Raw genomic sequence first — 22,370 nt, 5'->3', positions numbered from 1 at the left:
CCCCGGGCCCGGCGTGGCACGCGATGCTGGGAGCATGACCCCCGCGACACGCTCCCGGCCGGCGCTTCTGAGGCGGCTGCGCACGCTGACCCTCCTCGAAGCGGCGAACATCGCCCTGATCGGCTGGGCGGTGTTCGCGGCCCTCGGCGCCCCCTTCAGCACCGCGAACGCGGTGGGCTTCGCCCTGGTGGCCGGGCTCCTGCTCATCGGGTCCGGGTACTGGGCGCTGAAGGCACGTCAACTGCGCACCGGAGCACGGCGACCGCCCGCGATCGGGGTGTTCCGCCCGCTCCGGCCGCTGTGTGCCCTGGCCCTGGTGGCCGGCCTCGCGGTCATCGTTCCGGCCCTCCCGGGACGGCCGCCGTCCGACTGGGCCCCCGGCCTCGTGCTGTACGGCCTGGGCCTGGCGGAGTACGTCAACTACTTCCACCGGCAGCTGATGCACGACACCGCGGCGGACTGGCGCAGGCTGCTGCGCACCCGCCGGCTGCGCAGATCGCACCTGGCGGAGGACCTGCGCGCCCACCGCGACCGGCACGTACGGACCTGACGGCCCCACGCACGATTCCAGCGGCCCCGACGCCCGTGCCCGTGACGCCCGGCACGGCAGCCGCGCGAACGTAAGGAACAGAGTTCATGACCCCACCGGAAGCGCCGGACGCGCCGGAAACGAAGGACGCGCGGGACGCGCGGGACGAGAAGGGCCGGGCCGACGGCCGGCCGATCGAGTTCCGCGGCCTGTCGAAGCGGTACCGCGACAGATGGGCCGTGCAGGACCTGTCCTTCACGGTCGCGCCCGGACGCGTCACGGGCTTCCTCGGCCCGAACGGTGCGGGCAAGACCACGACGCTCCGGATGCTCCTCGGCCTGACGGCCCCGACGTCCGGCACCGCGACCGTCGGCGGACGGCCGTACCGGGACCTGGCACAGCCGCTCAGAACCGTCGGGGCGATGCTCGACGAGTCCGGCACACACCGCAGGCGGACCGGCCGTGACCATCTGCGTGTGCAGTGCGCGGCGACGGGCCTGCCGGCCCGCCGGGCCGACGAGGTGCTCGACCACGTCGGACTGGCCCAGGCCGGCGGGCGGCGTTACGGGGAGTACTCCCTCGGCATGCGGCAACGCCTCAACCTCGCCCAGGCGCTGCTCGGCGATCCACCCGTCCTGATCCTCGACGAACCCTCCAACGGGCTCGACCCCGAAGGGATCGCCTGGATGCGGGCCCTGCTGCGGACGCTGGCCGCCGAAGGCCGTACGGTGCTCGTTTCCAGCCACCTGATATCCGAGGTCGAGCAGACCGCCGACGACCTCGTGATCATCAGTCAGGGCCGGCTGGTGGCCGAGGGGTCGAGCCGCGAGATCGCCGCCCGGGTGCGGGGCGAGGCCCGGGTGCGGGTCCGTGCCGCACGGCCCGCGGAACTGGCGGCGGCGCTCACCTCGGCGGGAGCGGCCGTGACGCGTCCGCCCGCCGGGGACGGACTCCTGATCGTGACCGGCCTCGGGACGGGAGCGGTGGCCGCGGCGGCAGCCGCCCACGGCGGGGAACTGTACGAACTGGCCGAGGACACGCCCGATCTGGAACAGGCGTTCCTGCGGCTCACACAAGGAAAGGCGGAGATCCGATGAGGGGGCTGATCCGCAGCGAGCTGCTCAAGCTCCGTACGCTGCCCACCTGGTGGATCGCGGGCGCGGCGATGGCCGCGGCGGCGGTGCTGCTGGCACTGTGGAACAGCTGGCAGGCCCACACCTTCATGCAGCCGTTCGAGGACTATCTGGCAGGGGCGATCCTGACCCCCCGCGAGGACATGTCCGCCGAGCAGGTCGGCACGATGCACAACCTCTGGGAGACCCAGTCGGCCCCCGGCCGCATCGCCGCGACCCTCTACACCTCCGGGCAGACCCTCGGCCTGCTGCTGGCGGGTGTGCTGGCCGTCCTGTTGGTGACCAACGAGTACCAGTACCGGACCCTGACGGCCACGTTCCTGGCGGCGCCCCGCCGGGGCCGCGTCGTCACGGCCAAGCTCGTCGTGGTCCTCATCTCCTCGGCCGGGCTGTGGCTGGCGGCGACGCTGGGAAGCCTCGTGGTCGGCGGGATCTTCCTGACCTCTCAGGGCGCCGGTCTCGGGCTCGGGAGCGGGGACGTGCTCGGCGCGGTCCTGCTGAACCTGGCCGCCTACCTGGTGTGGGGCGTGTTCGGCTTCGGCCTCGGGGTGCTCATCCGCAGCCAGACCGCCGCCACCGTCACCGCGGCGGTGCTGTACTTCCTGTCCTCGGTCGTCGTCGCGTTCGCCTTCCAGGTCGTGCACGACCTGGTCCTGGAGAAGGACTGGGTGCTCCAGGCCCAGGTGCTGCTGCCCGGAGTGGCGTCCCAGATCATGACCACACCCGGTGAGCTCTTCGCCGGGGCCCCCGCTCCCTGGACGGGCGCCGTGGTGCTCGTCGCCTACAGCCTGGCCGGCGGCCTCACGGGAACGCTGCTGCTGCTCCGGCGGGACGTGACCTGAGGGTCCGGTGGCCGGACGGCCACCGGACCCTCAGGTGCGAGGCCTCCGCGTCAGGAAGAAGGACGCGGGGGTCTTCGGCATTGGCACCGCTCCGCGGAGTCCTGGGTCCGGGACGCGACGAGCCGCATGGCCTCCTCACGGTCCCAGTTGAGGGCCGCCTTCCGCATGGCCTCGATACCGGGGGGCAGATCGAGCCCCAGATCCTCCGCGAACAGCTTCTGGCAGCGGCTGACCACCGACAGCGTGCTGACGGTGTCGCCGTGCAGGCAGTGCACCGCCGCGAGCAGCTCCCACAGGTGCTGGCGGTAGGGAGCCTCGGCGATCACGCTCTCGATGCGGTAGGCCAGCATGGTGGTGCGGCCCGCGAGGACGGACGCGGTGAACAGGTCCTGATAGGCGTCCAGCCGGGCGTTGTTGAGCCCCGCTATGTGGGCGTTGAACCACCGAGTGGGCGGGAGGTCCTGTCCGAAGGGACCGTTCCAGAGACCCACGGCCTGTTCCAGGGCGTCGACCGCCGACTTGTGGGAGCCGCGTAACAGCCAGTTCCGGCCACGCTGGACCGCGGCGGTGAACCGGGGCAGGTCGAACTCGTCGGGCGCGATCTCCAGTCCGTACCCGCACTGGGCGCCGCGGTAGGTCCGCATTCGGTCGCCGAGCCCGGGTTCGACCTCGTCGAGGTCCCGGCGCAGTCCGGTCACATGGCTGCGGAGGTTCGCCGTGGCCGAAACCGGCGGATCGTCCCAGAGGATCTCGCTGAATTCCGCGTTGCCGATGGGCCGCCCGTACCGGAGGAGGCACGCGGTGAGGACCGCGCGCCGGACGGGTGAGGTGACCGACATGGTCCTGCCGTGGACCGAGAGCTGCCCGAGGACGCCGAAGCGCGGATCCGGGCGTTCGTCGTGGGTGTCGGGCGGTGTCGCAGGGGTGGAGCAGCCGGCCGGGGCCGGCTCGTTCCCGACGGCGTGGGGAGCGGATCCGTCGGGAGGGTCGGTCTGTGGGGACTGGATCAACAGGGGTCCTCTCACAGGTACGCAGTGAATTGCGAGCCGGTGGTGAGCCGCAGAACCTCTGTTGTCCGATTCTCGCCGCCGAACCGGGTAGGGAGGAGGACCCTTCGTGCGATGTCCGGCGAGATCCGGCTCAAGTGCGTCATATCGTCTCCTGCGTGGTCAGGGCAGGGGGAACGCACATAGGCGTCAGTCTTTTGTTCCCCCGTTGGAACTGCGTTCACGCTTTCAGAGGGAATGAGATCCGGCTAGTAGCAGCGCGTAATTGACTTGAATCCTGCGGTTGAGAGTCTTCCGAACGGTGCTACTGGGAGGTAGGATCCTCCGCTTCCGTTCATGGAGGCCCGGCCGATCGGTTCCCGCCAAATCGAGGCAGTTTTGCGGGCGGAGAATCATGCAAGCGTGCTTGATTGTTTATGGGTCCGCTGCCATGCTCCTGGGCACACCGCCACGCCCCGAGGGAGTGCACCGTGTCCGATGCATCGGCTGTGACCGTCGCCGTACTCGACGACCTGCGTCAGGAGAGCGAGGAACTCGACCGGTTGGTCGCCGGGGCGGACGCGGCCCACTGGGCGAGGCCGACCCCGGCCGAGGGGTGGACCGTCGCCCATCAGATCGCGCACCTGAACTGGACCGACGAGGTCGCCCTGATCGCCGTCACCGAACCGGACGCCTTCGCCGCCGAGGCCGAGAAGGCGCTCGCGCACCCCGAGAGTTTCGTCGACGAGGCCGCCGGGGAGCTCGTCGCGCTGCTGTCGGCCGAGGAACTGCTCGTCCGGTGGCGCGAGGGCCGGGCCCGGCTGCACAAGGCCCTGCGCGCGGCCCCGCAGGGTGTGAAGTTCCCCTGGTACGGGCCGCCGATGAGCGTCGCGTCCATGGCGACCGCCCGGATCATGGAGAGCTGGGCGCACGGCCAGGACATCGCCGACGCCCTCGGCGTCACCAGGACCCCCACCGCCCGGCTGCGGCACGTCGCCCGGATCGGGGTGCGGGCCCGCGACTACGCCTACCTGGTACGGGGCATCAAGGCGCCCGATCAGGAATTCCGGGTCGAACTGCACACCCCTGACGGAGAGTTGATCGCCTTCGGGGCGCCGGACGCACCGCAGCGCGTCACCGGGCCGCTCGTCGACTTCTGCCTCCTCGTCACCCAGCGCGCGCACCGCGACGACCTCGCCGTCCGGGCCGTCGGCCCCGACGCCGACCAGTGGCTCGGCATCGCCCAGGCGTTCGCCGGACCCCCCGGACCGGGCCGCGCACCCCGGGGAGCGGGCGAGTGACCGCACCGCTGCGGATCGGCAACGCCTCCGGGTTCTACGGCGACCGCTTCGACGCCGTGCGCGAGATGCTCACCGGCGGCCCCCTCGACGTCCTCACCGGGGACTACCTGGCCGAGCTGACCATGCTCATCCTCGGCCGGAGCAGACTCAAGGACCCGAAGCGCGGCTACGCCACCACCTTCCTGCGCCAGCTCGAAGAGGGGCTCGGGCTCGCCCATGAGCGCGGGGTCAGGATCGTCGCCAACGCGGGCGGCCTCAACCCGGCCGGACTGGCCGACGCGGTAAGGGAGTTGGCGGCGAAGGCCGGCGTCCCGGCGCGGGTCGCCCATGTGGAGGGCGACAGCCTGCCCGTGCCCGAGGGGTTCCTCACCGCCAACGCCTACCTCGGCGGCGCCGGGATCGCCGCCTGCCTCACCGCCGGAGCAGACATCGTCGTCACCGGACGGGTCACCGACGCGGCCCTCGTCACCGGGCCCGCCGCCGCCCGATTCGGCTGGGGGCCCGGCGACCTGGACGCGCTCGCCGGGGCCGTCGTCGCCGGACACGTACTGGAGTGCGGAACCCAGGCCACCGGCGGCAACTACTCCTTCTTCCGGGGCCACGACCTGCGCCGGCCCGGCTTCCCCGTCGCGGAGATCCACGCCGACGGCTCCTGCGTCATCACCAAGCACGACGGCACCGGCGGCGTCGTCGACATCGGCACCGTCACCGCGCAACTGCTGTACGAGACCGGCGGCGCCCGGTACGCCGGACCGGACGTCACCGCCCGGCTCGACACCGTACGGCTGGACCAGGACGGACCCGACCGGGTCAGGATCTCCGGAGTGCGCGGCGAGGCCCCGCCGCCCACCCTCAAGGCCGGGCTGAACCGGCTCGGCGGCTGGCGCAACGAGGTCGTCTTCGTGCTCACCGGACTCGACATCGAGGCCAAGGAACGGCTGGTGCGGGAGCAGTTCGCGGACGCGCTCGCCCGCTCCGGCACCGAACCCGACGAGGTGCGCTGGGAGCTGTCCCGGACCGACCGGGCCGACGCCGCCACCGAGGAGAGCGCGAGTGCCCTGCTCCGGCTCGTGGTCCGCGACCGGGACCAGGAGGCCGTGGGGCGCGCGGTGTCCGGCGCCGCGATCGAGCTGGCCCTCGGCAGCTACCCCGGCTTCCACGTCACCGCCCCGCCCGGCAAGGGAGCCCCGTACGGGGTGTTCGAGGCCCGGTACGTACCGGCCGACGAGGTCCCGCACATCGCCGTGCTCCCCGACGGGCGGCGACTGAGCCTGGCCCCGCCCGCGACGACGCGGCCGCTCCGGGACGCCGACGAACCGCCGCTGCCCGACCCCCTGCCGGACCCCGGGCCCACCCGGCCCGCCCCGCTCGGCCGGATCGCGGGCGCCCGCAGCGGCGACAAGGGCGGCGACGCCAACGTGGGGGTGTGGGCCGTCGACGACGACGCCTGGCGCTGGCTGGCCCACGAACTGACCGTCGAACGGTTCCGGGAACTGCTGCCGGAGACTGCCCCGCTCACCGTCGTACGCCACCTCCTGCCGAACCTGCGCGCCCTGAACTTCACCGTCCACGGACTGCTCGGCGAGGGCGTCGCCGCCCAGCACCGCTTCGACCCGCAGGCCAAGGCGGTGGGGGAGTGGCTGCGCTCCCGGCACCTGCCCATCCCCGTATCGCTGCTGGAGACCGTCCACGTACCGGAGGCGCACGCATGACCGTCCACGCACCGGAGGCGCACGCATGACCGTCCTGCCCACCGCGCTCGACCCGGCGAGCCCCGAATACGCCGCCAACCGCACGGCCATGCTCGCCAAGCTCGACGAACTGGCCGGCGAGCACACCAAGGCGCAGGCGGGCGGCGGCGAGAAGTACATGGCGCGGCACCGCTCGCGCGGCAAGCTCCTGGCCCGCGAGCGGATCGAGCTGCTGATCGACGAGGACACCCCGTTCCTGGAGCTGTCGCCGCTCGCCGCCTGGGGCAGTGAGGCCCCCGGGTACACAGTCGGCGCCTCGCTCATCACCGGGATCGGGGTGATCGAGGGCGTGGAGTGCCTGATCACCGCCAACGACCCGACCGTACGCGGCGGCGCCTCCAACCCCTGGACCCTCAAGAAGGCCCTGCGGGCCAACGAGATCGCCTTCGCCAACCGGCTGCCCTGCCTGAGCCTCGTGGAGTCCGGCGGCGCCGATCTGCCGTCCCAGAAGGAGATCTTCATACCCGGCGGGGCGCTGTTCCGCGACATCACCCGGCTCTCGGCGGCCGGCATCCCGACCGTCGCCGTGGTCTTCGGCAACTCGACGGCGGGCGGGGCGTACGTCCCCGGCATGTCCGACCACACCGTCATGATCAAGGAACGGTCCAAGGTCTTCCTCGGCGGACCGCCCCTCGTCAAGATGGCGACCGGCGAGGAGAGCGACGACGAATCGCTCGGCGGCGCCGAGATGCACGCCCGCACCTCCGGGCTCGCCGATCACTTCGCCGTGGACGAGCAGGACGCGCTGCGCCGGGCCCGCCGGATCGTCGCCCGCCTCAACTGGCGCAAGGCACACACCGATCCGGGCCCCGCCGAGCCGCCCAAGTACGACGAGGACGAGCTGATCGGCATCGTGCCCGGCGACCTGAAGGTGCCCTTCGACCCCCGCGAGGTCATCGCCCGGCTCGTCGACGGCTCCGACTTCGACGCGTTCAAACCGCTGTACGGGACCAGCCTGGTCACCGGCTGGGCGAGGCTCCACGGCTACCCCGTCGGCATCCTCGCCAACGCGCAGGGCGTGCTGTTCAGCGAGGAGTCGCAGAAGGCCGCCCAGTTCATCCAGCTCGCCAACCAGCGCGACATCCCGCTGCTCTTCCTCCACAACACCACCGGCTACATGGTCGGCAAGGAGTACGAACAGGGCGGCATCATCAAGCACGGCGCGATGATGATCAACGCGGTGTCCAACTCGAAGGTCCCGCACCTGTCCGTGCTGATGGGCGCCTCGTACGGGGCCGGGCACTACGGCATGTGCGGCCGGGCGTACGACCCGCGCTTCCTCTTCGCCTGGCCCAGCAGCAAGTCCGCCGTCATGGGCCCGCAGCAGCTCGCCGGGGTGCTCTCCATCGTCGCCCGCGCCTCCGCCGCCGCCAAGGGGCAGCCGTACGACGACGAGGCCGACGCCGGACTCCGCGCCATGGTCGAGCAGCAGATCGAGTCCGAGTCGCTGCCGATGTTCCTCTCCGGGCGGCTGTACGACGACGGGGTCATCGACCCGCGCGACACCAGGACCGTCCTCGGGATGTGCCTGTCCGCGATCCACACCGCCCCGGTCGAAGGAGCCCGCGGCGGCTTCGGAATCTTCCGGATGTGAGGCGAGGGATGACCGAGATGATCTCCACACTGCTGGTGGCCAACCGGGGCGAGATCGCCTGCCGGATCTTCCGCACCTGCCGGGCGCTCGGCATATCCACCGTCGCGGTGTACTCCGACGCCGACGCCGACGCCCTCCACGTACGGGAGGCCGACACCGCCGTACGGCTGCCCGGCGCCGCCCCCTCCGACACCTACCTCCGCACCGACCTCGTGGTGCGCGCCGCGCTCGCGGCCGGCGCCGACGCCGTCCACCCCGGCTACGGCTTCCTCTCCGAGAACGCCGGATTCGCCCGCGCCGTGCAGGACGCCGGACTCCTCTGGGTGGGGCCCCCGGTCAAGGCCATCGAGCTGATGGCGTCCAAGACCCGCGCCAAGGAACTGATGGCCGCCGCCGGGGTGCCGCTGCTCGCCCCCGTCGACCCGGCGGAGGCCACCGCCGACGACCTGCCGCTGCTGCTCAAGGCGGCGGCCGGCGGCGGCGGACGCGGAATGCGGATCGTACGCGAACTCGCCGACCTGCCCGCCGAGTTGACGGCAGCCACCGCGGAGGCGGTGTCCGCGTTCGGGGACGGCGAGGTCTTCGCCGAGCCGTACGTGGAGCGCGGCCGGCACGTCGAGGTCCAGATCATGGCCGACGCGCACGGCGGGGTCTGGGCGCTCGGCACCCGCGACTGCTCGCTCCAGCGACGCCACCAGAAAGTCATCGAGGAAGCCCCCGCCCCCGGACTCGACGACGCGCTGCGCACCCGGCTGCACGACGCCGCCGTGGCCGCCGCGCACGCCGTCGGCTACCGGGGCGCGGGCACCGTCGAATTCCTGCTCACCGCCGACGGACGCCCGTACTTCCTGGAGATGAACACCCGCCTCCAGGTCGAACACCCCGTCACCGAAGCGGTCTTCGGCCTCGACCTCGTCGCCCTCCAACTGCGCATCGCCGAAGGCGCACCGCTGCCCGCCACCGCACCCCCCGCACCGCACGGCCACGCCGTCGAGGCCCGCCTCTACGCCGAGGACCCCGCCCACGACTGGCAGCCGCAGACCGGCCCCCTGCACACGTTCCACGTACCCGGCGAACCCGGCATCCGCCTGGACACCGGCTACACCGACGGCGACACCATCGGCGTCCACTACGACCCGATGCTCGCCAAGGTCGTCGCCCACGCCCCCACCCGCACCGAAGCCGTACGCCTGCTCGCCCGCACCCTGGAACGCGCCCGCATCCACGGCCCGGTCACCAACCGCGAACTGCTCGTACGGTCCCTGCGCCACCCCGACTTCCTCGCCGCCCGCCCCGACACCGGCTTCTACGACCGCCACCTCGGCGGCCTCACCCCGGCCCCGTCCCCGGCCGATCCCGAACCCCGCCTCGCCGCCCTGGCCGCCGCGCTCGCCGACGCCGCCGCCCGGCAGCAGGCACCCGGCCCCGGCCCGGCCCGCTTCGGCGCCTGGCGCAACATCTCCTCCCAGCCCCGGACCAAGCGCTACCGCGCCGAACCCGGCGGCACCGAACACGAGGCCGCCTACCGCACCACCCGCACCGGCCCCGCCCCCGAGACCGGCGAACGCGTCGTCGCCACCGCCCCCGACCGCGTCACCCTCGAAACCGGCGACGGCCTCACCCGCCACTACGACATCGCCGTCCACGGCGACAAGGCGTACGTGGACACCGCCACCGGCTCGTACACCCTCACCGCCCTGCCCCGCTTCACCGACCCCACCGACCGCACCGAACCCGGCTCCCTGCTCGCCCCCATGCCCGGCACCGTCGTCCGCCTCGCGGACGGCCTCACCACCGGGACGGCCGTCACGGCCGGACAGCCACTGATCTGGCTGGAGGCGATGAAGATGGAACACCGCATCCTCGCCCCCGCCTCCGGCACCCTCACCGCGCTCCACGCCGCACCCGGCCTCCAGGTGGAGGTCGGCGCCCTGCTCGCCGTCGTGCAAGACGTACAGGAGGAACCGAAGCAATGAGCACCGTCCTCGAAACCGAAGAGCACCAGGCACTGCGCGCCGCCGTCGCCGCACTCGGAAAGCGCTACGGACGCGACTACATGACCTCCGTCGTACGCGACGGCGCCCACCCGAGCGAACTGTGGGCCGAGGCCGCCAAGCTCGGCTACCTCGGCGTGAACCTCCCCGAGGAGTACGGCGGCGGAGGCAGCGGAATGGCCGAACTCTCCATCGTCCTGGAGGAGTTGGGTGCGGCCGGCAGCCCGCTGCTGATGATGGTGGTCTCCCCGGCGATCTGCGGCACCGTCATAGCCCGCTTCGGCACCGACGCCCAGAAGCGGCAGTGGCTCCCCGGCCTCGCCGACGGCAGCCTCACCATGGCCTTCGGCATCACCGAACCCGACGCCGGATCCAACTCCCACCGCATCACCACCACCGCCCGCCGGGACGGCTCCGGGGCGGACGCCGACTGGCTGCTCACCGGCCGCAAGGTCTTCGTCTCCGGCGTCGACATCGCCGACGCCACCCTCGTCGTCGGCCGCACCGAGGACGCCAGGACCGGCAAGCTCAAGGCCTGCCTCTTCATCGTCCCGCGCGACGCCCCCGGCTTCGGCCGCTCGCAGATCGACATGGAACTCCAGGCCCCGGAGAAGCAGTTCGAACTCGTCCTCGACGACGTACGCCTCCCCGCCGACGCCCTGGTGGGAGGGGGCACCTCCCGCTCGAGCGAAGCCGAGAGTGGGGGAGAGGACGCCGGGCTCCTCCAGCTATTCGCCGGGCTCAACCCCGAACGCATCATGACCGCCGCCTTCGGTATCGGCATGGGCCGCTACGCCCTCGCCCGCGCCGTCGAGTACGCCAAGACCCGCCAGGTCTGGAAGGAACCCATCGGCTCCCACCAGGCCATCGCCCACCCCCTCGCCCAGGCCCACATCGAACTCGAACTGGCCCGGCTGATGATGCAGAAGGCCGCCCGGCTCTACGACGACGGCGACGATATCGGCGCCGGCGAGGCCGCCAACATGGCGAAGTACGCGGCCGGCGAAGCCTGCGTCAAGGCCGTCGACCAGGCCGTGCACACCCTCGGCGGCAACGGCCTCACCCGCGAATACGGCCTCGCCTCCCTCATCACGGCGGCCCGCGTCGCCCGGATCGCCCCCGTCAGCCGCGAAATGATCCTGAACTACGTGTCCCACCAGTCCCTGGGACTACCCAAGTCGTACTGACGGATGCCCGGTTGACGCGGCACGTCGGGCCGGTCTGTGGCAGGCGGCGCGGCAGAGCGGCGGACCGCCCCACATCCCGGGGCGGGCCGCCGTGTCGTGCGGGCCCCGCAACCATGCAAGCGCGCTTGATCGTTCTGTTCCCCACTGCCAAGCTCGACGGCCCGGCCCGGCCCGGCACAAGGAGACAACCCGTATGACGCTGCTCGCCCCACCCACCCACGACCGGGGCATCACCACCCTCACCCTCGACTCGCCCGCCAACCGCAACGCACTCTCCGCGGCCCTGGTCGGCGAGCTCGCCACCGCCCTGGACGACTGCGCGGCCGACGACACCGTACGGGCCGTCGTCCTCACCCACACCGGCAACACCTTCTGCGCCGGCGCCGACCTCACCGCACCGCCCGAGCCGCACGCCCTCGTCGCCCTGATGCGGCAGATCATCGCCCTGCCCAAACCCGTCGTCGCCCGGGTCACCGGTCATGTACGGGCGGGCGGCCTCGGCCTGCTCGGTGCCTGCGACATCGCCGCGGCCGGCCCCGGGGCCACCTTCGCCCTCACCGAGTCCCGGCTCGGCCTCGCCCCCGCCGTCATCTCCCTGCCCCTGCTGTCCCGTATCGACCCCCGAGCCGCCGCCCGCTACTACCTCACCGGAGAGCGCTTCGACGCCACCGAGGCCGCCCGCATCGGCCTGATCACGCTCGCCGCCGAAGAGGTGGACCAGGGCCTCGCCCCCGTCCTGGACGGCCTGCGCAAGGCGTCCGCCCAGGGGCTGACGGCATCGAAGGAGCTGGTCACGGCTACTGTGCTGAAGAATTTCGACCAGCATGCCGAAGACCTCATCGCCCGCTCGGCGGCCCTCTTCGCCTCCGCCGAGGCACGGGAAGGGATGACGGCCTTCCTCGAACGACGGGAGCCCGCATGGGTGTTGTGACGCCCCCCACCGACCGGACCCCCAAGCAGGACCGCAGCCGGGCCACCCGCCGCCGGCTCCTCGAAGCCGCCGTCGCCTGCCTCGCCGAACACGGCTGGGCGGGCTCCACCGTCTCCGTCGTCGCCGAACGCGCGGGCGTCTCACGGGGCGCCGCCCAGCACCACTTCCCCACCCGCGAGGACCTGTTCACCGCAGCCGTCGAATACGTCGCCGAGGAACGCTCCGCCGCCCTGCGCGCCGTCCCCGACCAGGACCGGGCCGCCGTCGTCGCCGCCCTCGTCGACCTCTACACCGGCCCGCTCTTCCGCGCCGCCCTCCAGCTCTGGGTCGCCGCCTCCAACGAGCCGCAGCTGCGCCCCCGCGTCACCGAACTCGAAGCCCGCGTAGGCCGCGAGACCCACCGCATCGCGGTCGGCCTCCTGCACGCCGACGAGACCCGCCCCGGCGTACGGGAAACGGTCCAGGGCCTCCTCGACATGGCCCGCGGCCTGGGACTCGCCAACGTCCTCACGGACGACACGGCCCGGCGGCGCAGGGTCGTGTCGCAGTGGGCCGCGCTGGTGGAGGACGCGCTGGGGTGAGGGCTTCCGCTACGCCGGACCACCGATGGCGAGCGCCGGCTTCCACATGCCGGTGGCGGGGTTTGCTTCCCGCTCCTTGCCCTCCGTACTCAGCGGGCGGTCCGCGTCGTAGTCGGGATGGAGCCGGAGTTCTTGCTCCTCGCGGATCGAACGATGATTGGCTACCCGGAAATTCAGCAGCACGTGTATGCGATGCTGCGGGCTCAGGCCCTCAGCCCCGAAGACACCCTGGGCCTGTCGGACCGTCTGCGGGGAGAGCGATGAGCACTGCACGCGCGTGGTTCAAGTCCAGCTGCAGCGGTGACGAGGGCGGTGCCTGCGTCGAGGTCGCCGCGTACCCCGCCGCCGTACCCGTACACGTCCGCGACTCCAAGAACCCCGAGGGCCCGGCCCTCGCGCTCGCGCCCGCCGCCCGGGCCGCTTTCACCGCACACGTGGGCCGCTGAGGAACCGGGGGAATCATGGGGGACTACTTCCAGACGATCGTCGACCTCGACGCCACCGAGCGGGACGCACAGGAGCTCGGGGCCCGGGTCCTGGACTGGCTGATCGCGGAAGGGATCGTGGCGGCCGAGCGCACCGACTGCGTCCTGGGCGGTGACGGATACGGTCACGCCCCCGGCCCGCACTTCACCAAGGCCGTCGATGACCCGGACCCGGTCGACCTGTGGTCCAACGGGTTTCACGTCCAGACCGGCCGTACGGTCTTCGACAGCGGCCAGGGAGACGCGAGCGCGGCCGTCTGCCCGCTCTGCCGGACCGAGATCCGGCTGGTCGACGAGGTGTGGGAGCCCATCGAGTCCGCCTGGGGTCCCTTCGAGGGGCGGTTCCAGGACTGGGCCGAGGACGGTGGCGAAGGGATCGTGCGCTGCCCGTCCTGCGCCCGGCCGTCCGGGATCGACCGGTGGAGCTGGGAGGACGACTACTACGCGTGCGGGCACCTCGGGTTCACGTTCTGGGGCTGGGCGGAGCTCACGTCCGGCTTCACCCGGGAGATCGGCCGCAGGCTGGGCGGCCACCGCACCGTGCTCCTCGCCGGGAAGCTGTAGAGCGTGGGCCGCGGGCCGGGCGTGCCGTCAGGGACGGGATGCCCGGCCCGCGGCCCACGGGAACGGCTGATCAGCTGGTCCAGAGGACCGGGCCGGCGCTGTACGCGTCACCCTCCTCGAACGAGGCAACCGCGATGGGATCGGTCTTCGTGGCGCTGAGCGAGCAGGTCTCGTACGACGCGCCCTTGGTGGTGAAGTCGCGGGGTGCCGTCTCGCTGTCGCACTTGCCCGGGAGGTCGCCGACCAGAATGACGCCTGTGGGGCCGCCGCCTGCCAGCTTGCCGCGCAGCCTCAGCGACGCGTACGACAGGTCGGTGCCGCCGACGTTCTCCACCTTCATCCGGATGTAGTAGGGCGTCATGCCCTTCGCCTTGTCACCGAATGGGGCCATGTCGGCCTCGGCGCCCTTCTCGATCGCCGTGACGGTCACGGCGACGGTGCCCTTCTTGGTGGTCCCGTACTTGAACGGCAGGACCGCCCGGTCACCGATCTTGAACTTCGTGCCCGGTGCGGCGACGTCACCACCGGCCGGAGCGGCAGCGTCGTCGCTGGGGTCCGCGGACGGGCTCTTGCCGCCCGGGTCGGACGACGCCGGGGCGGAGGCCGAAGGTGATTCCTGCGGCGATGCCGCGTCCTCGCCGTCGTTGCAGGCCGTGAGCCCGAGCGTCAGGGTGGTGAGGGCAACTGCGGAGACGATGCGTCCCTTGTGTGTCATTTTGACCTAACTGGCAGTGAGGGGTGCCCATGCGGCAGCCGGAACGTTCAACTGGGCGAAGCGCCCGGCCATGTGACCGGGCGCGCCGGCGCGGCACGACGACGGCGGTGCGTCAACGAGGCGCGCCGCGCGGCCATCTCAGACTGAGCCGGGAATGACACAGAATCGCCACAGGCACGGCACAGACACGGCACAGGCGCGGCACAGGGCGCGCGAGGGGTGCGGCACGGGTGCGTGACGGGCGCGGCACGGCTCGGAGGGCGTGGCTCCTGCGGCCTGCCTGCCTCGCCGAACACGGCACGGACGGGGGTGCCGCGGCGCCTCCCGTCCGTCCGGACCCGGTCCTCAGTTGGCCAGATCGGCCAGCTGGTCGTACCCCTCGATCTCCCGCGGATTCCGCGAGCCCGGACCCACGTACCGCGCCGACGGACGCACCAGCCGCCCCGTCCGCTTCTGCTCCAGGATGTGCGCCGACCAGCCCGCCGTACGCGCACACGTGAACATCGACGTGAACATGTGCGCCGGAACCTCCGCGAAGTCCAGCATGATCGCCGCCCAGAACTCCACGTTCGTCGCCAGCACCCGGTCCGGGCGCCGTGCGTGCAGCTCCTCCAGAGCGGCCTTCTCCAGCGCCTGCGCCACCTCGAAGCGCGGCGCGCCCAACTCCTCGGCCGTGCGCCGCAGCACCCGCGCCCGCGGGTCCTCCGCCCGGTAGACCCGGTGCCCGAAGCCCATCAGCCGCTCGCCCTTGTCCAGGGCCTTCTTCACGTACGCGGTGGCATCGCCGGTCCGCTCGATCTCCTCGATCATCCCGAGCACCCGGGACGGCGCACCGCCGTGCAGCGGCCCCGACATCGCGCCGACCGCGCCCGACAGCGCCGCCGCCACATCGGCGCCGGTCGACGCGATGACCCGGGCGGTGAACGTCGAGGCGTTCATGCCGTGCTCGGCGGCCGACGTCCAGTACGCGTCGACGGCCTTCACGTGCTTGGGGTCCGGCTCGCCGCGCCAGCGGATCATGAACCGCTCGACCACGGAACCGGCCTTGTCGATCTCGCTCTGCGGAACCATCGGCAGTCCCTGTCCGCGCGCCGACTGGGCGACGTACGACAGCGCCATCACGGCGGCCCGCGCCAGGTTGTTGCGCGCCGTCTCCTCGTCGATGTCGAGCAGCGGCTTCAGACCCCACACGGGGGCGAGCATCGCCAGCGCGGACTGCACATCGACCCGGATGTCCCCGGAGTGCACCGGGATCGGGAACGGTTCGGCCGGCGGCAGACCGGGGTTGAACGCCCCGTCGACCAGCAGACCCCAGACGTTCCCGAACGACACATGGCCGACGAGATCCTCGATGTCGACACCCCGGTAACGGAGCGAACCGCCTTCCTTGTCCGGTTCGGCGATCTCCGTCTCGAACGCGACGACTCCCTCTAGTCCCGGTACGAAGTCGGACATGGCGGCTCCCTCGGTCGGCGGCTCTGCGGAGGCCACAGTGGCCTGCCTCAGATACTGGCGGGTCACCCGGGACGCGGGGAAGCGTGACATCCGGCACAGCACCCCGAATCGGCCCCGCCCCGCAACACCCCTCCTTGCCGGGCCGTGCCTGCCCCTGCGGCAGGATGACCCCGTGCCCACCGCAGATTCCCCCTCCGATTCCACCACCGATCCGGCCGCGATGCGCGAGCAGTACCGCTCCGAGGGCTTCACCGAGGACAGGCTGGCCGCCGACCCGATGCAGCAGTTCGCCCACTGGTTCCGGCAGGTCGCCGTCGGCGGGCTGCTCCACGAGCCCAACGCCATGGTGGTCTCCACCGCCACCCCCGAGGGACGGCCGTCCTCGCGCACCGTGCTGCTGAAGAAGTACGACGAGCGCGGCTTCGTCTTCTTCACCAACTACGAATCCCGCAAGGGCCGCGAACTGACCGCCAACCCGTACGTCTCGCTGCTCTTCCCCTGGCACCCGATGGCCCGCCAGGTCATCGTCACCGGCCGGGCGGGCCGCACCGGCCGCGACGAGACGGCCGCCTACTTCCGCACCCGCCCGCACGGCTCCCAGCTCGGCGCCTGGGCGAGCCCCCAGTCCACGGTGATCGGCTCCCGCGACGAGCTGCTCGCCCGCTACGAGGAGCTCGCGGCCCGCTACCCCGAGGGCGAACAGATCCCCGCACCCCCGAACTGGGGCGGCTTCCGCGTCGTCCCCGACACGATCGAGTTCTGGCAGGGCCACGAGAACCGGCTGCACGACCGGCTGCGGTACGTGCGCGAGGGCGATCAGTGGCGCGTCGAGCGCCTGTGTCCGTAGCGGCCCCGCCCGGACATGCAGAGACCCGCAGGCTCTGGACCCTCCTTGCGGAGGAGCCGGCCGGACTTACCGGCGAGCCTGCGGGTCGGTGACTGCTTGGGATTGGCCGACGTCCGGCCTGCACTGCAAAGTGCGCGACAACGGGCGTCAGCCCGCAGCCACCTCACGAGTCCGAGAAGAAATCACTTCTGGAACACCTCCTTTCTTCGCTGGCAGCAGCCTAGGAACGCCTCCGGCACCGCACAAGCGAATTAATGCGCCGGTCGATTTCCGGGAAGTCGACGTGGGCCGGGGCGCCTTCGAGTTCAATGGTCTGACGTGCGGAAATGCCGGATGCGTCCTGCGGGAGGTACGGGGTGAGTGCGTCCACAAGCAGTGGAACGGCCGAGGCGCTCGGGCCCGACGAGGGGCCGGAGGGCGGGTCCGGGGCCGTACTGCTCGCCGCGTTGCTCGACGGAATGGACGCCGCGCTCTGCGCCTTCGACGCGCACGGCACGATCACCCACTGGAACCGCGAGGCCGAGCGGATTCTCGGCTGGTCCGCCGGGGAGGCCGTGGGGCGGGCCGGGTTCGCGGGGTGGGCGGTGCGGCGGGCGGACGCCGAGGAGGTGCAGGGGCGGCTGATGGCGGTCATGGATGCGCCGGGGCGTCAGGTGCATGAGTTCGCGCTGCTGCGCAAGGACGGCGGGCGGGTGCTCGTACGGACCCAGTCGGCCGGGGTGCGGGGCGCGGACGGCAGGCCGGCCGGGGTGTACTGCGCGTTCGGCGAGGTGCATGCGCAGATCGATCTGGAGCGGTCGATCGCGCTGAGCGAGGCGCTGTTCGAGGACGCGTCCTGGGGTGTGGTGCTGGTCGACGCGGACCTGCGGCCGACGGTCGTCAACGCGCACGCGGCGCGGGCGCTGGGCGGCGGCCGTAGGACGCTGCTGGGGCTCCCGCTGGGGGAGCTGATCGGGCAGGGCGTGGAGGACCTGGAGGGCGCGTTGCAGCATGTGCTCGCCGAGGGCGCACCACCGGCGCCCGCCGAGCTGTGGGTGACGCTGCGGACGGCGCAGGGGGAGCGGCGGCGGTGCTGGCGCAGCGGTTTTCTGCGGCTGACCTCGCCGCTGGCCCAGGAGCCGGTTCCGTTGGGGGTGGGCTGGCTGTTCCAGGACGTGACGGACCAGAAGCTGGCGGCGCAGGAGGCGGACCGGGTGCGGTTCCGGTCGAACCAGTTGCACCGGGCCTCGCGGTCGGCGTCCGAGTGCGAGGACCCGATGGAGGCGGCGACGTCCCATCTGGACTACGCCCTTGCCGGTTTCGCGGATCATGCGCTGGTCGATGTGGTGGCGGGGGAGCGGCTGGTGCGGATGGCGGCGACGCCGTCCGGTGAGCCGGGGCCGTGTCTGCCGGTGGCCGGCGGTTCCATTCCGCTGCGGTACGCGGCGGGGCACCCGGCCCTCCAGGCGGTGGACCGTACGGGGTCGGTGCGGGCCAGTGCGGGTGCCGGGCCGGGGGCCGGGGTGTGGGCGGCCGAGCGGCAGTGGCCGGGCGACGCCGTGCACGCGCTGTGCGCGGTGCTGCGGAGCCGGGGGCGCACGCTGGGCGTGGTGACGTTTCTGCGTTCCGCCCACCGCGCCGCCTTCGAGCGCCCGGACGCGGCGTACGCGGAGAGCGTGGCGGTGCGGGTGGCGGCGGCGGTGGACCTGGCGCAGGTGCTGGAGCGGCCTTAGCCCGGTCTGTCCGCGGCAGTGGGCGATGCGGCGGCCGTGGGTGACGCGGTCCGGCCAGGGGGTACCCGGGGACGGTGCCGGGGCCCGGCACCGCCCCCGGGCTCACGCCGCGTGCAGCGCCAGCGTCGGTGAGAGACAGGAGGCCCGCACCGCCGGGTAGAGGCCCGCGATCGTGCCGATCACCAGCGTCGCGCCGAAGCCACCGCCGACCGCCCACGGCGGCACTACCCAGGGCAGCCCGCCGGCGTACGCGTACACCCCGGTCGCCGCCGCACCGAGCGCCACGCCCGCCAGGCCGCCCAGGCCGGAGAGCATCAGCGACTCGGTGACGAACTGGATACGGATCTGGCCCCGGGTCGCGCCGATCGAACGGCGCAGCCCGATCTCGTACCGCCGCTCCAGCACCGAGATGATCATGGTGTTGGCGACCCCGACGCCGCCGACGAGCAGTGCGATGCCGCCCAGGCCCAGCAGCATGCTGCTGAACGCCCCTTCGGTCGCCGCCTTGGCCTGGAGCGCCGACGACGGGTCGGTGACCTTCACGTTCTGCGGGTTCTGGGGGTCGACCGTCGCCGCCATGACCTTGCGCACGTCCTGCACCGCCGCATCGGCCGAGCGTTCGTACACCGATGTCGGGTGGCCCTCGAAGCCCAGCAGGCGCTTCGCACCCTCCCAGCCGACCAGGGCGGAGCGCTCGATCTCCGGCGCGAGCGGCAGCGGGGCGAGGATGCCGACCACGGTGAAGTACCGGCCGCCGATCCACACCTGCCGGCCCGGAGCGGTGATGCCGAGACGCTCCGCCGAGACATGGCCGAGCACGACGGAGGGGTAGCGTCCGGTCGCGTTGTTGAGCCAGCGGCCGCTGCGGACCTCGCCGCGCAGCACCCGCAGCAGGTCGCTGGTGGTCGCCCTGACGGTGATCCCGCCCGTGTCGTCCTTGTCGATCTTCTCGTTGCGGCGTGCGGTCGCGTCGAGGTCGGCGGTCGCGCCCACCTCCTGGACGCCCTTGATGCGGCCCACCATCCCGACCGCTTCCTCGGGCAGCTCGACGTCCTGCCCGGCGAACATCGAATCGCCGGGGGAGGCCACGAGCAGGTTGGTGCCCAGTTTGTCGAGCTCCCGGAGCAGTTGGGCCTGGCTGGAGGCGGAGATGCCCACCACCGAGATCATCGTCGCGATGCCGATGGCGATGCCCAGGGCGGAGAGCACGACCCGCATCGGTCGGCTGCGCAGCCCCGCGGAGCCGACGTGCAGTACGTCCCGGGGGCGGAGCCGGGCCGCTTTCAGCCGCTCCCGGCCCCGGCTGCCGGCCTCCCGGTCCGCGCGCCGCGCCCTCACTGGTCCGCCCCCGTCGCGGCGGGGGGGCGGACGCTCCCGGATCCATCGCGTGCGTCCGCGGAGGGAGTGCGTACGTCCGCGACCACCCGGCCGTCCCGGATGCGCACCTCGCGCGGCAGGTCCCGGGCGATCTCGGTGTCGTGCGTGATGACCGCGATGGTGGCGCCCTCCCCGTTGAGGTCGCGCAGCAGCTGCATCACCGCTTCCCCGGACGCCGAGTCGAGCGCCCCGGTCGGTTCGTCGGCCAGCAGCAGCGCGGGTTCCCCCACGACGGCCCGCGCAATGGCGACCCGCTGTTTCTGTCCGCCGGAGAGCTGGTGCGGCTTGTGGTCGAGGCGGTCGGCGAGCCCGACCCGTTCCAGCGCGGCGGCGGCCCTGCGGCGGCGCACGGCACGGGACAGACCCGAGTACAGCAGGCCCTCCGCGACGTTGTCGCGGGCGCTGACGCCCGGCACCAGGTGGAACGCCTGGAAGACGAAGCCGATGTGCTGGGCACGCAGCGCGGAGAGCCTGCGGTCGGAGAGTGCCGCCACGTCGTGCCCGGCGATGTGGACGGACCCGGTGGTGGGGCGGTCCAGGGTACCGATGATGTGCAGCAGCGTGGACTTGCCGGAGCCGGACGGGCCGACGATGCCGAGGAGTTCGCCCTCCTCGACGGTGAGATCCACCCCACGCAGCGCGGCGACCGGGCCCGGGTACTCCTTGGTGACGGCCCTGAGGCCGACGACCGTGCTCATATCTTCGGCACCCCGACCTTCATGCCCGCGCGCAGCCCGCCGCCGGACACCTCGACCCGGCCCTCGGCGAACATGCCGAGCTCGACCTTCACATCGCGGACCGTGCCGTCCTGGACGACCTGGAGGCCGAAGCCGCCGCCGGGCAGCGCGAGCAGCGCGTTCACCGGGACGCTGAGGACGTCCTTGTGGAGTTCGCCGGTCAGGTTCACCGTGACCGGTGCCTGGTCGAAGCCGCCGACCTTGTCCGGCTTGTCGAAGGAGACGGTCAGGGTGACCTTGGGGCTGTTGTCCTGCGGGTCCTTGCCGGGCTTCGCCGTCCGGCCGACCGAGGAGACCGACCCGGCCGCGCTGCCGCCGTCCGGCAGATCGACGGTGACCTCGGTGCCCGCCTTGGCCAGCTGGGTCTCGGCGGCGTCGAGCTCGAATGTCACGATGCGCTCGGAGCCGGTCGTGGTGAGGACCGGAGCGCCGGGCTGGGCCAGTACGCCGACGGCCGCCTCGACGCTCTTGATCCGGACCTCCGCCGGGGCGAAGGCGATGTCCTTCGGTCCCACCGTCCCGGTCCGCTGGCCGGCGTGGGACTTCTGCCAGCGCTCGACGGCGGCCGCGGTCAGCTCGGTGTACTCGTCGTCCGGGGTGAAGCCGGTGTAGCCGAGCTCCACGAGATTGCGCTCCAGCTGCTCCACGTCCCGGCCCCGGTCGCCCGGCTTCAGCGTCCGGTACATCGGCCCCGAGCCGTACATCAGCCACACCGCTCGGCCGTCGACCTCGTACAGCCGCTCGTTCCGCTTGATGGTCGAGCCGGTGCGCGGGGTCCAGGTCATGGTGCCTGCCGCGCCCGCGTTGACCTTGCGCTGCCTGTCGTAGCCGAGTGTCCCGTCCACCTGGGCGCTGTCGCGCAGGTCGCCGCGCTCGACCGCGGCGGTGGCCGGGGGCAGACCGGTGTTCTCCGGGCCGCCCGTCTCCCCGGCGGAGCCGAGCCGGGTGAGAGCCAGTGACCCCGCTGCCACGGCGAGCACCGCGGCGGCGGCCACCATGACGCGTCCGCGCCTCACCGCCCGGCGCTTTCGCACGCCGCGTTGGCCTTCTCGAACTTCTTCATGTCCTTCTGCTGCATCGCGGGCGCCTGCGCCATCCCGCCGTCGAACTTCGGGTCGGGCATGTCGATGCCGTTCTTGCGCATGCACCGGGCGAAGGCGAGCATCCTGTCCTTCTCGGTTTGGGTGAGCTCCTTGGGTCCGCCACCGACCGATTTGTCCTGGCAGGCCTTGAACGCCTTCTCCATCTCCGTCCTGCTCTTTCCGCCGCCGTTGATGGTGATTCCGCGGCTGTCCTCGCCCGGCTTCGGCTCCGCGACGTCCAGGCCGTGCTCCCGCAGACACTTGCGGTGCTCCAGGGCCTGGTCCTCGTCCGACTTCTTGCTGCCCGAAGCGGATCCGCCGCTCTTGGTTCCGCTTCCGCTTCCGTCGCCCGAGCAGGCGGTGGCCGACAGGACGACGGCGGCGGCGATCAGGCAGGCGGCGACGACGCCGCGACTCCGTTCGCGGGAGGTGGTCCGGTGGAAAATGGCGGGGTTCATGAGGGCTCCTCGTCCGTTGCCGGCAAGCCGGGTGTGTACGGCCCGAGCGTGTGCGAGGACGCGGTTTCGTTTCTCTCAGCCCGGGTGCTTACACCGACGAAACGTCGCT

Annotated in this window: 22 protein-coding genes; 14 read left to right on the top strand and 8 right to left on the bottom strand. The window is 72.3% G+C overall.

The window, feature by feature from the left end; all coding sequences use genetic code 11:
- Window positions 1–34: 34 nt before the first annotated feature.
- From ABZ622_RS02925 to ABZ622_RS02915, 3 genes are all read left to right on the top strand, one after another.
- A complete protein-coding gene (locus ABZ622_RS02925) occupies window positions 35–550 on the top strand; it encodes a multidrug transporter (protein WP_360539675.1) in 516 nt (171 codons plus the stop codon).
- Window positions 551–636: 86 nt separating this feature from the next.
- Window positions 637–1,626: an ABC transporter ATP-binding protein gene (locus ABZ622_RS02920; protein ID WP_360539673.1), complete on the top strand. Its 990-nt coding sequence runs from the start codon at window positions 637–639 to the stop codon at window positions 1,624–1,626.
- The gene (locus ABZ622_RS02915) at window positions 1,623–2,504 is read left to right on the top strand and encodes an ABC transporter permease subunit (RefSeq protein WP_360539671.1); all 882 of its coding nucleotides are present in this window, start codon (window positions 1,623–1,625) and stop codon (window positions 2,502–2,504) included. The genes ABZ622_RS02920 and ABZ622_RS02915 overlap by 4 nt, the downstream gene beginning before the upstream one ends.
- 50 nt (window positions 2,505–2,554) lie before the next feature.
- Here the strand turns inward: ABZ622_RS02915 and ABZ622_RS02910 are convergent, their stop codons facing one another.
- Window positions 2,555–3,514: a BTAD domain-containing putative transcriptional regulator gene (locus tag ABZ622_RS02910; protein ID WP_360539669.1), complete on the bottom strand. Its 960-nt coding sequence runs from the start codon at window positions 3,512–3,514 to the stop codon at window positions 2,555–2,557.
- 467 nt (window positions 3,515–3,981) lie between these two features.
- On the opposite strand from ABZ622_RS02910, the gene ABZ622_RS02905 reads away from it, so the two are divergent.
- The 7 genes from ABZ622_RS02905 (at window position 3,982) to ABZ622_RS02875 (ending at window position 12,829) form a co-directional block, all read left to right on the top strand.
- Window positions 3,982–4,791: a TIGR03084 family metal-binding protein gene (locus tag ABZ622_RS02905; RefSeq protein WP_360539667.1), complete on the top strand. Its 810-nt coding sequence runs from the start codon at window positions 3,982–3,984 to the stop codon at window positions 4,789–4,791.
- Window positions 4,788–6,503: an acyclic terpene utilization AtuA family protein gene (locus ABZ622_RS02900; protein ID WP_360539665.1), complete on the top strand. Its 1,716-nt coding sequence runs from the start codon at window positions 4,788–4,790 to the stop codon at window positions 6,501–6,503. The genes ABZ622_RS02905 and ABZ622_RS02900 overlap by 4 nt, the downstream gene beginning before the upstream one ends.
- A 25-nt stretch (window positions 6,504–6,528) precedes the next feature.
- Window positions 6,529–8,136: a carboxyl transferase domain-containing protein gene (locus tag ABZ622_RS02895; protein WP_360539663.1), complete on the top strand. Its 1,608-nt coding sequence runs from the start codon at window positions 6,529–6,531 to the stop codon at window positions 8,134–8,136.
- A 17-nt stretch (window positions 8,137–8,153) separates the two neighbouring features.
- On the top strand, window positions 8,154–10,112 hold the full coding sequence (locus tag ABZ622_RS02890) for a biotin carboxylase N-terminal domain-containing protein (RefSeq protein ID WP_360540261.1): 1,959 nt from the start codon (window positions 8,154–8,156) through the stop codon (window positions 10,110–10,112).
- Window positions 10,109–11,317: an acyl-CoA dehydrogenase family protein gene (locus ABZ622_RS02885; protein ID WP_360539661.1), complete on the top strand. Its 1,209-nt coding sequence runs from the start codon at window positions 10,109–10,111 to the stop codon at window positions 11,315–11,317. Before ABZ622_RS02890 ends, ABZ622_RS02885 begins: the two co-directional genes overlap by 4 nt.
- Before the next feature lie 193 nt (window positions 11,318–11,510).
- On the top strand, window positions 11,511–12,248 hold the full coding sequence (locus ABZ622_RS02880) for an enoyl-CoA hydratase family protein (RefSeq protein ID WP_360539659.1): 738 nt from the start codon (window positions 11,511–11,513) through the stop codon (window positions 12,246–12,248).
- Complete coding sequence (locus ABZ622_RS02875) at window positions 12,236–12,829, top strand: TetR/AcrR family transcriptional regulator (protein ID WP_360539657.1); 594 nt, start codon at window positions 12,236–12,238, stop codon at window positions 12,827–12,829. Before ABZ622_RS02880 ends, ABZ622_RS02875 begins: the two co-directional genes overlap by 13 nt.
- 9 nt (window positions 12,830–12,838) lie before the next feature.
- Here ABZ622_RS02875 and ABZ622_RS02870 read toward each other — a convergent pair whose 3' ends face one another.
- Complete coding sequence (locus ABZ622_RS02870; RefSeq protein WP_360539655.1) at window positions 12,839–13,012, bottom strand: hypothetical protein; 174 nt, start codon at window positions 13,010–13,012, stop codon at window positions 12,839–12,841.
- Between the two features lie 77 nt (window positions 13,013–13,089).
- Here ABZ622_RS02870 and ABZ622_RS02865 point away from each other — a divergent pair, with 77 nt between their 5' ends.
- Together ABZ622_RS02865 and ABZ622_RS02860 are read left to right on the top strand one after the other, a co-directional pair.
- A complete protein-coding gene (locus ABZ622_RS02865) occupies window positions 13,090–13,275 on the top strand; it encodes a DUF397 domain-containing protein (RefSeq protein ID WP_360539653.1) in 186 nt (61 codons plus the stop codon).
- A gap of 15 nt (window positions 13,276–13,290) precedes the next feature.
- The gene (locus ABZ622_RS02860; RefSeq protein ID WP_360539651.1) at window positions 13,291–13,878 is read left to right on the top strand and encodes a hypothetical protein; all 588 of its coding nucleotides are present in this window, start codon (window positions 13,291–13,293) and stop codon (window positions 13,876–13,878) included.
- 70 nt (window positions 13,879–13,948) lie between these two features.
- Here ABZ622_RS02860 and ABZ622_RS02855 read toward each other — a convergent pair whose 3' ends face one another.
- Together ABZ622_RS02855 and ABZ622_RS02850 are read right to left on the bottom strand one after the other, a co-directional pair.
- Window positions 13,949–14,593 (bottom strand): hypothetical protein, encoded by a 645-nt coding sequence (locus ABZ622_RS02855; protein ID WP_360539649.1) that lies wholly within the window; start codon window positions 14,591–14,593, stop codon window positions 13,949–13,951.
- Window positions 14,594–14,938: 345 nt separating this feature from the next.
- A complete protein-coding gene (locus tag ABZ622_RS02850) occupies window positions 14,939–16,048 on the bottom strand; it encodes a citrate synthase 2 (RefSeq protein WP_360539647.1) in 1,110 nt (369 codons plus the stop codon).
- Window positions 16,049–16,268: 220 nt separating this feature from the next.
- Here ABZ622_RS02850 and pdxH point away from each other — a divergent pair, with 220 nt between their 5' ends.
- The gene (gene pdxH, locus ABZ622_RS02845) at window positions 16,269–16,895 is read left to right on the top strand and encodes a pyridoxamine 5'-phosphate oxidase (protein WP_360540259.1); all 627 of its coding nucleotides are present in this window, start codon (window positions 16,269–16,271) and stop codon (window positions 16,893–16,895) included.
- A gap of 356 nt (window positions 16,896–17,251) precedes the next feature.
- Window positions 17,252–18,607, top strand: coding sequence for a PAS domain-containing protein (locus ABZ622_RS02840; protein ID WP_360539645.1), 1,356 nt, complete (start codon window positions 17,252–17,254; stop codon window positions 18,605–18,607).
- Between the two features lie 102 nt (window positions 18,608–18,709).
- On the opposite strand, the gene ABZ622_RS02835 is transcribed toward ABZ622_RS02840, so the two are convergent.
- From ABZ622_RS02835 to ABZ622_RS02820, 4 genes are read right to left on the bottom strand one after another with little or no spacing between them, the layout of a single operon-like run.
- Window positions 18,710–19,945: an ABC transporter permease gene (locus tag ABZ622_RS02835; protein ID WP_360539643.1), complete on the bottom strand. Its 1,236-nt coding sequence runs from the start codon at window positions 19,943–19,945 to the stop codon at window positions 18,710–18,712.
- Window positions 19,942–20,682 carry an ABC transporter ATP-binding protein gene (locus ABZ622_RS02830; RefSeq protein WP_360539641.1) on the bottom strand — a complete coding sequence of 247 codons (741 nt, stop codon included), beginning with the start codon at window positions 20,680–20,682 and terminating at the stop codon, window positions 19,942–19,944. The genes ABZ622_RS02835 and ABZ622_RS02830 overlap by 4 nt, the downstream gene beginning before the upstream one ends.
- Window positions 20,679–21,719, bottom strand: a complete 1,041-nt coding sequence (locus tag ABZ622_RS02825) for a peptidoglycan-binding protein (protein WP_360540257.1) — start codon at window positions 21,717–21,719, stop codon at window positions 20,679–20,681. The genes ABZ622_RS02830 and ABZ622_RS02825 overlap by 4 nt, the downstream gene beginning before the upstream one ends.
- A 14-nt stretch (window positions 21,720–21,733) precedes the next feature.
- Window positions 21,734–22,261, bottom strand: coding sequence for a hypothetical protein (locus ABZ622_RS02820; RefSeq protein ID WP_360539639.1), 528 nt, complete (start codon window positions 22,259–22,261; stop codon window positions 21,734–21,736).
- Window positions 22,262–22,370: the final 109 nt, after the last annotated feature.

This window comes from Streptomyces sp. NPDC007164 (assembly GCF_040634135.1).
GTDB classification, from domain to species: Bacteria; Actinomycetota; Actinomycetes; order Streptomycetales; family Streptomycetaceae; genus Streptomyces; species Streptomyces sanglieri.
Note: the sequence above shows the minus strand (reverse complement) of the source record. Positions and strands in the feature narration are given on the sequence as shown.